This window comes from Streptomyces sp. TG1A-60 (assembly GCF_037201975.1).
Taxonomy (GTDB): domain Bacteria; phylum Actinomycetota; class Actinomycetes; order Streptomycetales; family Streptomycetaceae; genus Streptomyces.
The window spans coordinates 3,082,589-3,094,379 of sequence record NZ_CP147520.1 but is presented as its reverse complement, the minus strand read 5'-3'; the positions used below and the strand labels follow the sequence as shown (position 1 = coordinate 3,094,379).

Genomic DNA, 11,791 nt, shown 5'->3' with positions numbered 1-11,791 from the left:
CAACACATCCGATCTTGTCGGGCACGGGCTGGAGGCTTGTCGGGCACGGGCACGGGCAGGGGCAGGGGCACAGGTTCGCGCCTCGGCGGGAGCGGGGTGCCGCGCGTCCGGAAGCGGTGGGAGGGCGTCCGCCAGGTGACCGGATTGGTACCCGGCGCCGGTCATCCGCGAAGATTGGGGCCATGAGCGCCCAGATTCTCGATGGCAAGGCCACCGCAGCCGCGATCAAGTCCGATCTGACCGCCCGCGTGGCGGCGTTGAAGGAGCGGGGCGTCACGCCCGGACTCGGCACGGTCCTGGTCGGCGACGACCCCGGCAGCCAGAAGTACGTAGCGGGCAAGCACCGCGACTGCGCGCAGGTCGGTATCGCCTCCATCCAGCGTGAGCTGCCCGGGACCGCCACGCAGGAGGAGATCGAGGCGGTGGTGCGGGAGCTCAACGAGGACCCCGCCTGCACCGGCTACATCGTCCAGCTGCCGCTCCCCACGGGCATCGACGAGAACCGCGTCCTCGAACTGATGGACCCCGACAAGGACGCCGACGGCCTCCACCCCATGAACCTCGGGCGCCTGGTCCTGAACGAGCCCGCGCCGCTGCCCTGCACCCCCCACGGCATCCTGACCCTCCTGCGCCGGTACGGCGTCGAGATCAAGGGCGCCGAGGTCGTGGTCGTCGGCCGCGGTGTCACCATCGGCCGCTCGATGCCGTTGCTTCTCACCCGGCGCAGCGAGAACGCGACCGTGACGCAGTGCCACACCGGCACCCGTGATCTGTCCGCGCACCTGAAGCGGGCGGACATCATCGTCGCCGCCGCCGGTTCGGCCCACCTGGTCCGGCCCGAGGACGTGAAGCCGGGCGCCGCCGTCCTCGACGTCGGTGTCTCCCGCTCCGCCGAGGGCAAGATCGTCGGCGACGTCCATCCCGGCGTCGCCGAGGTCGCCGGCTGGATCTCCCCCAACCCCGGCGGCGTAGGCCCCATGACCCGAGCCCAGCTGCTCGTCAACGTGGTCGAGGCGGCGGAGCGCAGTGCCGGCTGAGGGCGGGGTGGAGGGGGCACCGGGGGTGCCGGGGGTGCCGGAAGGATCGAGCGGGTCCACGACGCCGATGACGCCCGGGACGCCCGCGACGTCGAGGAGGCCCACGACGTCGAGCGCGCCGAGCGCGCCGAGCGCGCCGAGCGCGCCGAGCGCGCCGAGCGCGCCGAGCGCGCCGAGCGCGCCGAGCGCGTCGGACGAGGTCGGCAGGACGGGAGAGTCGGGGGGCTCGGAGACCTCGAAACAGGCCTTGAAGGCGTCGCAGGGTTCGAGTGCGTCGGAGAAGTCAGGGGAGTCGGAGAAAGCCGACCGCGACCGGTCCGGGGCGTCCACCGACGGCGGCGTCGGGGAGATGACCGACGGGGCGAGGGCTTCGGACGGGTCAGCGAAGCCGGACGGGGCGAGGCGGGCGAAGCGGCCGGGCGTGACGGGCGAATCGGCCTCGTCGGAGGGATCGCCGAAGACGAACAGGGCAGCGGCGTCGGACGTGTCGGCGGAGCCGGACGGGGCGGTGGCGTCGGAGAGGGCGGAGATGTCAGGGACGGCGGGGACGGAGACGGCGGCGGAGGGCGAGATCGCGGTCCGGGATCCGATCAGTGTTCCGGATACCGAGGGGAAGCCTGTTCGGGCCACCCGGAGGTTCCCGCTGTTCACCAAGGACACGGCGCGGCCCGAGGGCGGTGGCCGGGCGGCGCCCCGGGAGGCGCCCGCGCCCGTGCGGCAGTGGCCGATCCTCGTCGTGCTGTGCACCGTGGGGCTCGGCCTGCTGCTCACCGCGCTGGACGCGTTCCGGCTCGGCACGATTCTGGTCGGGGCCGCGCTGCTCACCGGCGCGGTGCTGCGCTGGGCCGTACCGGACGTCGGCATGCTCGCCGTCCGCTCCCGCTTCACCGACCTGCTCACGTACATCATCCTGGGCACCGCCATCGTGCTCCTCGCGCTGATGGCCCAGCCCAAGCCGTGGCTGGAGATCCCCTTCCTCGAGGACACCCTGCACTTCACCGTGGGCGACGAGGCGAGCTGAGGGGCGGGCGGCGGCCCGTCCCCTCCCCCGAGTAAGGACGGACCGCCGTCTGCGCTCCACGTTCCTGCACGGCGGACTCCCTGTTCAACACCTGTCAGCCCGCTGTGGCACGGAAGTGACCATTCCGCCGAGGTGTCCGCACCCGGCCACGGCGACGGCACCCGCACGTCACCACTTGGCGCCGTCGGCGTCCAGGACGCTTTGCCACAGCCGTGTCGCGTTGCTCCTGGAGTACCAGTTGACGGACAGCGTGCCCTCGTCTCCCCGGTCCTTGTACGCGGCGCCGGCCCCGCCGACGACGTGCGGCCCCGCGGGCCGTGGCGAGCGGAGCGGCGCCGCCGAGCGCGGGCCCGGCCGAGGCCGTCGCGGCGACGGCCGCGAGCAGCGTCCTGACCTTGTGTCGCATGTGATCCCCCTGGTCCCCGTTGGCCTTCCGGCCTTCACGGCCGCACATGACGCGCAGAGCCCCGCCGACGTGAATGCCGACGTGTGCGTCCACGTGTGTGCCGCTGTGTACGGCGCTGCGTACGGTGACGCGTGATGCGATGCGTGCGGCGGTCCGTACGGCGATGCGTACGAGGCGTGCGAGCCTCTGTTCGACTCGCGTGACCGTGCTTGTGGGGCCGTTGTGCCGGTGTGCCGACAAGTTCGAGGATCGGCCGTCGACCCGCTCAACACCAGGGCTAACCTGAGTATTTGGGGCGGTCCGGGATGTCCCACGCGCGGACCTGCAATTCCGCCCGGAAATCCGGGAGGCCGGTGGGACACTGGACCGCGGACCGCCGGGGGCGTGCAACGGGCGCACGTCCTGGCCCGAAATGCTCCCACGCGCCCCTTTTCAGGGAACTGACATCCCGGCGGGGCGCATCCCAGAGGGTAGTCCGGAACGGACTTCCCCAGAGGGGCTCGGGCTCGGTCCCGGACCAGGATTCAGCGAGGGCATCATGCGCGGCACAGGGATAGTCGGCACGGGGGAAAGTGCAGAGACGTACGGGGAAGAGGGGGAAGCAATGCCTCGTTGGAGGGCCTTGCCCGATGAACTCGATCCACAGGTAAGGGAGTTCGCGGGCCAGCTGCGCCGGCTCGTCGACCGCAGTGGACTGAGTATCGCCGCGGTGGCCGACCGCACGGGCTACAGCAAGACGTCCTGGGAGCGGTATCTCAACGGCAGACTTCTCGCCCCGAAAGGCGCGATCGTCGCGTTGGCCGAGGTGACCGGCGCCCATCCCGTCCATCTGACCACCATGTGGGAGCTGGCCGAGCGGGCGTGGAGCCGTTCGGAGATGCGCCACGACATGACCATGGAAGCCATCCGTATCTCCCAGGCGCGCGCCGCGCTGGGCGAGACCGGCGGCCAGTCGACCGTCAGGGGCGGCAAGAGCGGCAGCGTGAGCCGCAGCGCGACCGCGACACCGGGTGTGGCGGGCCCCGCGGGCGTCTCCCCGACGGTTCCGCCGCAGCCGCAGCCACCGGGGGAGGAGTGCACCTCGCGCACGTCGTACGGGGGTTCGGCCGCGCCGCCCAGGCCGTCCATACCGTCACCGTCCTCGCCTGCCTCGTCCTCCTCCTCGTCTTCGGTATCCTCCGCCCCGCCGTACGGCGGCGGGAGCGGCAGTGGCGCGGGGGCCGTCGCCGGGGGCACGCCTCGCGTCAGCTGGGGGGCCGCCCCGCCTTCGTCGTCCTCGGCTGGTCTGGCCGGCGGACCACCGTCGTCGTCTTCTCCAGCTCACTCGGCGCCCTCGGCTCGCGTCTCCGCCGGTGCGGCCGTTCCCGGCGGCGCCCAGGTTTCCGGCGGCGTCTCAACCCCCTCCGGTGTCTTCGGCCCGTCGCCCGGCGGTGGCGGTGGCCGCCGCGACGACGGCGATGCGCCGCCCCGGCGGCGGATGACGATGTTCCTCGCGGGGGCCGTCGGCGCGCTTGTGGTGATCGCTGCGGCCTTCCTCCTCACCAACGGCGACGGCAGGAACGAGGCCGAGGGGAAGCAGCCGGCGTCCTCGTCGACGTCGGCCGGCACGAACCCCGACCTCCCGGCGGGCGTGAAATGCGCCGGCGGGGACTGCGCCGGCAAGGACCCGGAGACCATGGGCTGCATCGGCAACCTCGTACGGACCACCGACGAGGCCACGGTGGGCACCACGAGGATCGAGGTCCGATACAGCAAGACCTGCCAGGCCGCCTGGGCCCGCATCACCGGTGCCGCCCAGGGCGACGAGGTCGAGGTGACGGTCGGCAGGACCAGGCGGACCGCCGCCGTCGAAGCGGTCGGCGACAGCATCGCCTACACCCGGATGGTCGCCGTGAAGGACACGGGCGAGGCCACGGCCTGCGCGACGCTGGCCTCGGGGCAGAAGGGGTGCACGGGATAGCGCCACCGGCTGACTCGACGTAACTCTCTCAACCGGAAAAGTAATCACGGTGTAAGGGGAATGCCCGCCGAACTCCGGGGCATGCGGACAGTACCCCCACGGGAGTTCGGTCCGCTCGGGAGGTCAACACCCCCTCCCGGCCCGGCACCCCCTATGGCGGCCCGCCATGGTCCCCCTCTCCCGGACCGGCGGGCCGCCTCTCCATGCATGGCCCGCCCCGCCAGACGGCGCCGCTGTGGGGTGGGCCACACGGACCCGGCGGTCCCGGATCCCGGATGCGCGATAGCCTGACCAACGATCTCTCTTGACGCCAAGAGATCGATCATTTGTACGTCCCACCAGGGGCAGGGACGCCCCACCGCCAGCTGTCATACGGAGAACGCCATGACCCGCACTCCCGTGAACGTCACCGTCACCGGCGCGGCCGGCCAGATCGGTTACGCCCTGCTCTTCCGCATCGCCTCCGGCCAGCTGCTCGGCGCGGACGTGCCGGTCAAGCTCCGCCTGCTGGAGATCACGCCGGCGCTGAAGGCCGCCGAGGGCACCGCCATGGAGCTCGACGACTGCGCCTTCCCGCTCCTTCAGGGCATCGACATCACGGACGACCCGAACGTGGCCTTCGACGGCGCCAACGTGGGCCTGCTCGTCGGCGCCCGCCCCCGCACCAAGGGCATGGAGCGCGGCGACCTCCTGGAGGCCAACGGCGGCATCTTCAAGCCGCAGGGCAAGGCCATCAACGACCACGCCGCGGACGACATCAGGGTCCTCGTCGTCGGCAACCCGGCCAACACCAACGCCCTCATCGCCCAGGCCGCCGCGCCGGACGTACCGGCCGAGCGCTTCACCGCGATGACCCGTCTGGACCACAACCGCGCGCTGACGCAGCTGTCGAAGAAGACGGGCGCCCCCGTCTCCGAGATCAAGAAGCTCACGATCTGGGGCAACCACTCCGCCACGCAGTACCCGGACATCTTCCACGCCACGGTCGCCGGCAAGAACGCGGCCGAGGTCGTGAGCGACGAGAAGTGGCTGGCGGAGGAGTTCATCCCGACCGTCGCCAAGCGCGGCGCCGCCATCATCGAGGCCCGTGGCGCCTCGTCGGCCGCCTCCGCCGCCAACGCCGCCATCGACCACGTGCACACCTGGGTCAACGGCACCGCCGAGGGCGACTGGGCCTCCATGGGCATCCCGTCCGACGGTTCCTACGGTGTGGCCGAGGGTCTCATCTCCTCCTTCCCCGTCACCGTCAAGGACGGCAAGTACGAGATCGTCCAGGGCCTGGAGATCAACGAGTTCTCCCGCGCCCGTATCGACGCCTCGGTCCAGGAACTGGCGGAGGAGCGCGACGCGGTCCGCGCGCTCGGCCTCATCTGAGCCGTCCCACAACTGACGTCATGGCTCGCTCGCACAGGCCCCGCCCCGGTTTCGACGGGACGGGGCCTGTGCGACGCGGCCCCGCCGGGTCACCGCCGCCGTGGCGCCGCGAGCCGCTTCTCGAAGAAGTGCGCCCCGTACACGTCGTCGGTGTACCGGGGGATCTCCCTGTACCCGCACGCCCGTTACATCGCCTGCGCCTCCGTCAAAGAGGCAGGCGTGTGCCAGCCGTGCAGCAGCATCAACGGGGTGGCCCTCTCCTCGGGCGAACGCACATGCAGGAAGTGGACGTTCTGCCCGTCGATCTCGAGGAGGCCTCACCGCGCGCCCTCACCAAACCGGAGCAGATGCTGCCCTCCCGGCTGCGGCACCGAGTCACCACCCTGCACACCGCCACCGTACGAGCGGGCGCGGCCCCGGCCCCCAAGGTAGCGCCGGACACCCTGATGGCCATCGCCGAGCCTGCCGCCGTCGCGAACGCCTCTGCCTTTCTCCCGGGGCTGCCCGGAGTGCGAGCCCAGGAAGCACGATGATCGCCCAGTTCAGCGGCATGGCTCTGGTGGGCAGTGGGTGCGCGACAGGTGTCGCGGACTGAGGCCGTGGGTCGCAGCGCCGGTCGAAGGCGCTACCTCCTCCGCCACCGCATCCTCCTGCCCTGACGGACACCCGGCGTCACCTTCCGGGGCCAGAGCTGTTGGCAGGACAGACCCCCCTTGCGTTGTGGCGGGGCAGGATAGCGTGGGTTTAGTGAGCAATGCTGTTTGGGGGTCTGCTGTGATGCCGGTCAGGCGTGTGGTGCTTCCGCTGGTCATCTGGGTGGCCGTGGTGCCGTGGCTGTTGGCTACGGTGACGAACATGCTGTGGGGGTTCTCGGAGGAGCCGGACGGGCTGTTCTTCACGTTCGGCACCCGGATGGTTCTGGTGCCGCTGCTGCTGGTCGGTGCGGTCGTCGGCGTGGTGGCGGCCTTCCGACGCTATGACGGTCTGCGCTCCGACTTCTGGCCGGGAGCTGGGCTGACGTTTGCTCTGCTGGCGCTGTTCACCGTGATGGTCGTGGCCACGACGTGGGGCGAGTGGGGCGGGATGCTATGGATCTGGGCCCTGTACACCGGCTACGTGTTCTTCGTGTTCGGTTTCGGCGGGATGGCCTGGAAGAAGGTCTTCGTTTAGCTTTTCGCGGTATGAGGAAGGCCCCCGGCAGCGCCCTGGCGCAGGGGGCCTTCCTCATGCTCGGATGCTTACTTGTACTTGCCGTAGTAGCCTGTGAGGTTCTTCAGGTCGCACATCGCGGAGCCGACGAGGCACAGCGGGGAAGAGTACTTGCTCTTGTAGACCCAGGTGACGCGGCCACCGTTGTAGATGTAGATCTCGTGGTTGGGCATCTGCCGGTGGTTGCCAGAGCGGATTTCCCAGCCTCCGCGGGTTATGTGGAACGTCAGGGCGCCGTCGATGGCTCCCTTGACCTTGGCGACACCGCCGCAGAACGGGTTGGTGGGTATGCATTCAGTAGGAATGCGGCTGATCGGCGACGGTGTGTGAAGTGTGCTGGTCAGGTGGGCTGTGCGATGGGTGGCATCCAGAGGTTGCCGGTGAAGGCGCGGTGGATGGCCTCGAAGGCGCTCAGCCCGTGCTTGCGGGCGGAGTCGAGGTAGGAGCGCACGGCGAGCCAGGCCGTGGCACCGTCGGCGGACTGGTGACAGCCGGAGAGAGCGCGACCGCCCCGGCGTACGTCCGCGTCGTCGACTCCGCCTGATCACGACCGAACCGTACGTGCCGCAAGAACTCATCCGCCGCCTGTACGGGCTCCAGGCGGTCCTCGTCCAACACGGTCCAGTACCGCTGACCCGACGGCATGACCACACGAAAAGGCGTTGTACACGGCACCCCACTTGCGGGTGACGCGACAGTGCACGACGCCGCCACGAACCAGAGAGAACCGTTTCACCTACACAAGCCCGCACAGCCCCGGCCCGCACCCCACCAGCGCCGCCCTCGGTACCAGCGGCGTCGACACCCCTGCCGCCCCCGCTGTCCGCACCGTCAAGCCGCACAGCCTCGTCAGCTTCGACCGGCACTGGTCAGTCGTCGCCTGGGACACCGACCGCGCGGACCGGCGGGCCTTCCGCGTCGACCGGCTCGTCCCGCGCACCCCGGCCGGCCCGCGCTTCGTCCCGCGCGAACTCCCGGGCGGGGACGCGGCGACGTACCTCGCCCACCGTCTCTCCTCCCGGGTCTGGCCCTTCCGGGCCACCGTCACCCTGCACGAGCCAGCCGAGTCGGTCGCCGACCGGGTCTGGCCCGGCACGGGCGTTCTCGAACCCCCCGACGGCCACCGCTGTCTGCTTCACCTGGGCGCCGAGACTTACCGGGACATCGCCTGGATGATCACCTCGGTGGACGCCGACTTCGCCCTCGACGGATCCGCCCCGCCCGGACTCGTCGACGCCCTGCGCGCCCAGGCGTTGCGCTCCCTGGCGGCGATCCGCCGTCCGTAGCCCCACCCCGGCACCCGATTGGTCCCCCCAGAGACTCAATCACTAGTCTGAGCGCCGACAAAGCGCACACAAGAAAGCGGCCGGTCCTCGCGTACCGCATCGCGAACCGCCGCCGGTACAGCAGGGCCTGTGAGCCCGACGGGGGAGCACGCATGGGAGAACAGCGCAGACGGCTGCGGTCCAGCACGGTCGTACTCGGTGGGATGGGCGTCGTCGCGGCGGCCCTGACCTCCTGCGGTTCCGATCCGGACCGCCGCTGCGTGGACCGTGACAGCTACGACTACGCCAACGGCTACAAGATCATCGCCGACAGGAACTGCAACTCGGCCTCCGGCTCGTCGTCCTACGGCAAGAACAACAAGAGCAACAGCAGCGGCAACAGGAGCCGGCCCGGCTCGGCCGACGCCGCCTGGTACTACGACGCCGACGTCAGCGGCGGCCGGGCCGAGTACGGCACCTTCAGCCGCAGCGAGGCCGTCGACCGGGACGGCTTCGGCTGCTCCGGCTCCGGCGGCGGCTGACCCGGCGGACGGGGCAGAGCCATGGAACGCCGCACCATCGAACCCCGGCCGGGCTGGCAGGAGACCGTCGAGGAACAGGGGCTCATCTACCCGCTGACCCGCCACCCGGACGGTTCCCTGCGCCCGTACTGGGACGAGAGCGCGTACTACGTCTTCTCGCTCCCCGAGGTCGAGGCGCTGGAGGAGGTCGTCGAGGAACTGCACGTCATGTGCCTGGCCGCCGCCGAGCACATCGTGGCCGGGGACCGCTTCGCCGACCTCGGCATCACCGACCCGCGCCTCGCCCGCCTCGTCGCCGAGGCCTGGCGCCGCCGGGCCGAACTGCCGTCCGTCTACGGCCGCTTCGACCTGCGCTACGACGGGACCGGCCCCGCCAAGCTGCTGGAGTACAACGCCGACACCCCGACCTCGCTGGTCGAGGCGGCCGGCCCCCAGTGGTTCTGGATGGAGGAACGCTTCCCGGGCGCCGACCAGTGGAACTCCCTCCACGAACGCCTCGTCGACGCCTGGAAGAAGCAGTCCCGCCTCCTCCCACCCGGCCCCCTCTACTTCGCGCACTCCGCCGGCGACGAACTCGGGGAGGACCTGATGACGGTCGCGTATCTGAAGGAGACCGCCGAACAGGCCGGCCTCGACACCGACTGGATCTCCATGGAGGACATCGGCTGGGACCGCCTCTCCGAGCGCTTCGTCGACAGGAAGCTCCGCTTCATCCGCAGCATCTTCAAGCTCTACCCCTGGGAGTGGCTCACCACCGACCGCTTCGCCCCGCACGTCCTCGCCACCCTCGACAACGGCGGCGGCACCGGGACCACGATGTGGATCGAGCCCGCCTGGAAGATGCTCCTCAGCAACAAGGCCCTCCTCGCCGTCCTCTGGGAGCTGTACCCCGGTCACCCCAACCTCCTCCCCGCCTATCTCGACGGCCCCCGCGAACTGGCCACCACCACCGGCTACGTCGCCAAGCCCCTCCTCGGCCGCGAGGGCGCCGGCGTCACCCTCCACGACCCGGGCCGCGCCCCCGTCACCCGCGAAGAGCCCTGCTGCTACCAGGAGCTGGCCCCCCTCCCCACCTTCGACGACAACCACGTCGTCCTCGGCGCCTGGGTCGTCGAGGACGCCTCGGCAGGCCTCGGTATCCGCGAATCCTCGGGCCTGGTCACGGACGAGTACGCCCGCTTCCTCCCGCACGTGATCCTCTGACGTCCGCCGTCTCCTCCTCCCGTCGCTCCCGTCGCTCGCATGGTGGACGTCCGGGCCCGCAGCTCCCGGGCGCCCGATAGGGTGACCGTCGGGCCGTGACTGGCGCGCTGGGATGGGACGGACCATCGGGGAGCGGCCCGGGGAAGACGAGTGCCGTGCGCCTGGGCCGTACCGTGAACGCTGAACGCCACGTCCGGAGGTCCCCATGTCAGCCGAGCCCCTTTCCCACGAGTCCACCGCCTTCCGTGCCGCACTCGACGTGATCCGCGCCGTCGAGCCGCGCGTGGCCGACGCCATCGGTCAGGAGGTCGCCGACCAGCGCGAGATGCTCAAGCTGATCGCCTCCGAGAACTACGCCTCCCCGGCCACCCTCCTGGCCATGGGCAACTGGTTCAGCGACAAGTACGCCGAGGGCACCATCGGCCGCCGCTTCTACGCCGGCTGCCGCAACGTCGACACGGTGGAGTCCCTCGCCGCCGAGCACGCGCGCGAGCTCTTCGGCGCCCGTCACGCCTACGTCCAGCCGCACTCCGGCATCGACGCCAACCTCGTCGCGTTCTGGTCCGTCCTCGCCGACCGCGTCGAGGTCCCGTTCCTGGCGAAGGCCGGCGCCCGCCAGGTCAACGACCTCTCCGAGGCCGACTGGGCCGAACTGCGCCATGCCTTCGGCAACCAGCGCATGCTCGGAATGTCCCTGGACGCCGGCGGCCACCTCACCCACGGCTTCCGCCCGAACATCTCCGGCAAGATGTTCGACCAGCGCTCCTACGGAACGGACCCCGCCACCGGCCTCATCGACTACGAGGCCCTGCGCACCTCCGCCCGTGACTTCAAGCCGCTGATCATCGTCGCCGGCTACTCCGCCTACCCCCGTCTCGTGAACTTCCGAATCATGCGCGAGATCGCCGACGAGGTCGGCGCCACGCTCATGGTGGACATGGCGCACTTCGCGGGCCTCGTCGCCGGCAAGGTCCTCACCGGCGACTTCGACCCCGTACCGCACGCCCAGATCGTCACCACGACCACCCACAAGTCGCTGCGCGGCCCGCGCGGCGGCATGGTCCTGTGCGACGAGTCCCTCAAGGACCAGGTCGACCGAGGCTGCCCGATGGTCCTCGGCGGCCCCCTCCCGCATGTCATGGCCGCCAAGGCCGTCGCCCTCGCCGAGGCCCGCCGGCCCGCCTTCCAGGACTACGCCCAGCGCATCGTCGACAACTCCCGTGCCCTCGCCGAGAGCCTGATGCGCCGGGGCGCCACCCTGGTCACCGGCGGCACCGACAACCACCTCAACCTCATCGACGTCGCCACCTCCTACGGCCTCACCGGCCGCCAGGCCGAGGCCGCGCTGCTCGACTCCGGCATCGTCACCAACCGCAACGCCATCCCGGCCGACCCGAACGGCGCCTGGTACACCTCCGGCATCCGCATCGGTACGCCCGCCCTGACCACGCGGGGCCTGGGCACCGCCGAGATGGACGAGGTCGCCGGTCTCATCGACCGCGTCCTCACCACCACCGAGCCCGGGACCACCAAGTCGGGCGCGCCCTCCAAAGCCCAGCACGTGTTCGACGCGAAGGTCGCCGACGAGATCTCCCGCCGAGCCACCGACCTCGTCGCCGGCTTCCCGCTGTACCCGGAGATCGACCTCGGCTGACCCCTCACGGCCGCCGGTCAGGCGTCCAGCAGCTCCTGACGTGGCTCCCGCGGTGGTCCGGACCCGTGCCGGGCCGCCGCGCGGCGCCGGAGGAGCGTGGCGCCTCCGGCGCCGCGGAGC

The 11,791-nt window shown here is 71.0% G+C and carries 11 protein-coding genes, 1 pseudogene and 1 riboswitch; of the genes and pseudogenes, 10 read left to right on the top strand and 2 right to left on the bottom strand.

Annotated features, from left to right (window positions below; all coding sequences use genetic code 11):
* The first annotated feature begins 182 nt into the window (after positions 1-182).
* The 4 genes from WBG99_RS12850 to WBG99_RS12835 all read left to right on the top strand — a co-directional run bounded on the left by WBG99_RS12850 (position 183) and on the right by WBG99_RS12835 (position 5,798).
* Positions 183-1,037 (top strand): bifunctional methylenetetrahydrofolate dehydrogenase/methenyltetrahydrofolate cyclohydrolase, encoded by an 855-nt coding sequence (locus tag WBG99_RS12850; protein ID WP_338896463.1) that lies wholly within the window; start codon positions 183-185, stop codon positions 1,035-1,037.
* Between the two features lie 529 nt (positions 1,038-1,566).
* The gene (locus WBG99_RS12845) at positions 1,567-2,058 is read left to right on the top strand and encodes a DUF3017 domain-containing protein (protein WP_338900321.1); all 492 of its coding nucleotides are present in this window, start codon (positions 1,567-1,569) and stop codon (positions 2,056-2,058) included.
* A 1,010-nt stretch (positions 2,059-3,068) separates the two neighbouring features.
* The gene (locus tag WBG99_RS12840) at positions 3,069-4,424 is read left to right on the top strand and encodes a DUF2690 domain-containing protein (RefSeq protein ID WP_338896462.1); all 1,356 of its coding nucleotides are present in this window, start codon (positions 3,069-3,071) and stop codon (positions 4,422-4,424) included.
* A gap of 384 nt (positions 4,425-4,808) precedes the next feature.
* Positions 4,809-5,798 carry a malate dehydrogenase gene (locus WBG99_RS12835; protein WP_338896461.1) on the top strand — a complete coding sequence of 330 codons (990 nt, stop codon included), beginning with the start codon at positions 4,809-4,811 and terminating at the stop codon, positions 5,796-5,798.
* A 200-nt stretch (positions 5,799-5,998) separates the two neighbouring features.
* Here the strand turns inward: WBG99_RS12835 and WBG99_RS12830 are convergent.
* Positions 5,999-6,106: pseudogene (locus WBG99_RS12830) on the bottom strand (epoxide hydrolase N-terminal domain-containing protein); the annotation flags it as partial.
* On the opposite strand from WBG99_RS12830, the gene WBG99_RS12825 reads away from it, so the two are divergent.
* Together WBG99_RS12825 and WBG99_RS12820 are read left to right on the top strand one after the other, a co-directional pair.
* Positions 6,074-6,331 (top strand): hypothetical protein, encoded by a 258-nt coding sequence (locus tag WBG99_RS12825; protein WP_338896460.1) that lies wholly within the window; start codon positions 6,074-6,076, stop codon positions 6,329-6,331. The pseudogene WBG99_RS12830 and the gene WBG99_RS12825 sit on opposite strands and share 33 nt — an antisense overlap.
* Before the next feature lie 244 nt (positions 6,332-6,575).
* Positions 6,576-6,968 (top strand): hypothetical protein, encoded by a 393-nt coding sequence (locus WBG99_RS12820; RefSeq protein ID WP_338896459.1) that lies wholly within the window; start codon positions 6,576-6,578, stop codon positions 6,966-6,968.
* A gap of 68 nt (positions 6,969-7,036) precedes the next feature.
* On the opposite strand, the gene WBG99_RS12815 is transcribed toward WBG99_RS12820, so the two are convergent.
* Entirely contained in the window at positions 7,037-7,180 is a 144-nt protein-coding gene (locus WBG99_RS12815) for a hypothetical protein (RefSeq protein ID WP_338896458.1), read from the bottom strand.
* A gap of 513 nt (positions 7,181-7,693) precedes the next feature.
* Here WBG99_RS12815 and WBG99_RS12810 point away from each other — a divergent pair.
* From WBG99_RS12810 to WBG99_RS12795, 4 genes are all read left to right on the top strand, one after another.
* Positions 7,694-8,293 (top strand): WYL domain-containing protein, encoded by a 600-nt coding sequence (locus WBG99_RS12810; RefSeq protein WP_338896457.1) that lies wholly within the window; start codon positions 7,694-7,696, stop codon positions 8,291-8,293.
* Positions 8,294-8,445: 152 nt separating this feature from the next.
* Entirely contained in the window at positions 8,446-8,814 is a 369-nt protein-coding gene (locus WBG99_RS12805; RefSeq protein ID WP_338896456.1) for a hypothetical protein, read from the top strand.
* Between the two features lie 21 nt (positions 8,815-8,835).
* Positions 8,836-10,017: a glutathionylspermidine synthase family protein gene (locus WBG99_RS12800; protein WP_338896455.1), complete on the top strand. Its 1,182-nt coding sequence runs from the start codon at positions 8,836-8,838 to the stop codon at positions 10,015-10,017.
* Positions 10,018-10,102: 85 nt separating this feature from the next.
* Positions 10,103-10,191, top strand: a riboswitch (ZMP/ZTP riboswitch).
* 31 nt (positions 10,192-10,222) lie between these two features.
* The gene (locus tag WBG99_RS12795) at positions 10,223-11,671 is read left to right on the top strand and encodes a glycine hydroxymethyltransferase (RefSeq protein WP_338896454.1); all 1,449 of its coding nucleotides are present in this window, start codon (positions 10,223-10,225) and stop codon (positions 11,669-11,671) included.
* Positions 11,672-11,791: the final 120 nt, after the last annotated feature.

Coding starts and splice junctions, on each gene's coding strand:
- WBG99_RS12795 (WP_338896454.1), top strand. CDS start 10,223: ATGTCAGCCGAGCCCCTTTCCCACGAGTCCACCGCCTTCCGTGCCGCA.
- WBG99_RS12845 (WP_338900321.1), top strand. CDS start 1,567: ATGTCAGGGACGGCGGGGACGGAGACGGCGGCGGAGGGCGAGATCGCG.
- WBG99_RS12835 (WP_338896461.1), top strand. CDS start 4,809: ATGACCCGCACTCCCGTGAACGTCACCGTCACCGGCGCGGCCGGCCAG.
- WBG99_RS12815 (WP_338896458.1), bottom strand. CDS start 7,180: ATGCCCAACCACGAGATCTACATCTACAACGGTGGCCGCGTCACCTGG.
- WBG99_RS12840 (WP_338896462.1), top strand. CDS start 3,069: ATGCCTCGTTGGAGGGCCTTGCCCGATGAACTCGATCCACAGGTAAGG.
- WBG99_RS12800 (WP_338896455.1), top strand. CDS start 8,836: ATGGAACGCCGCACCATCGAACCCCGGCCGGGCTGGCAGGAGACCGTC.
- WBG99_RS12825 (WP_338896460.1), top strand. CDS start 6,074: ATGCAGGAAGTGGACGTTCTGCCCGTCGATCTCGAGGAGGCCTCACCG.
- WBG99_RS12820 (WP_338896459.1), top strand. CDS start 6,576: ATGCCGGTCAGGCGTGTGGTGCTTCCGCTGGTCATCTGGGTGGCCGTG.
- WBG99_RS12850 (WP_338896463.1), top strand. CDS start 183: ATGAGCGCCCAGATTCTCGATGGCAAGGCCACCGCAGCCGCGATCAAG.
- WBG99_RS12805 (WP_338896456.1), top strand. CDS start 8,446: ATGGGAGAACAGCGCAGACGGCTGCGGTCCAGCACGGTCGTACTCGGT.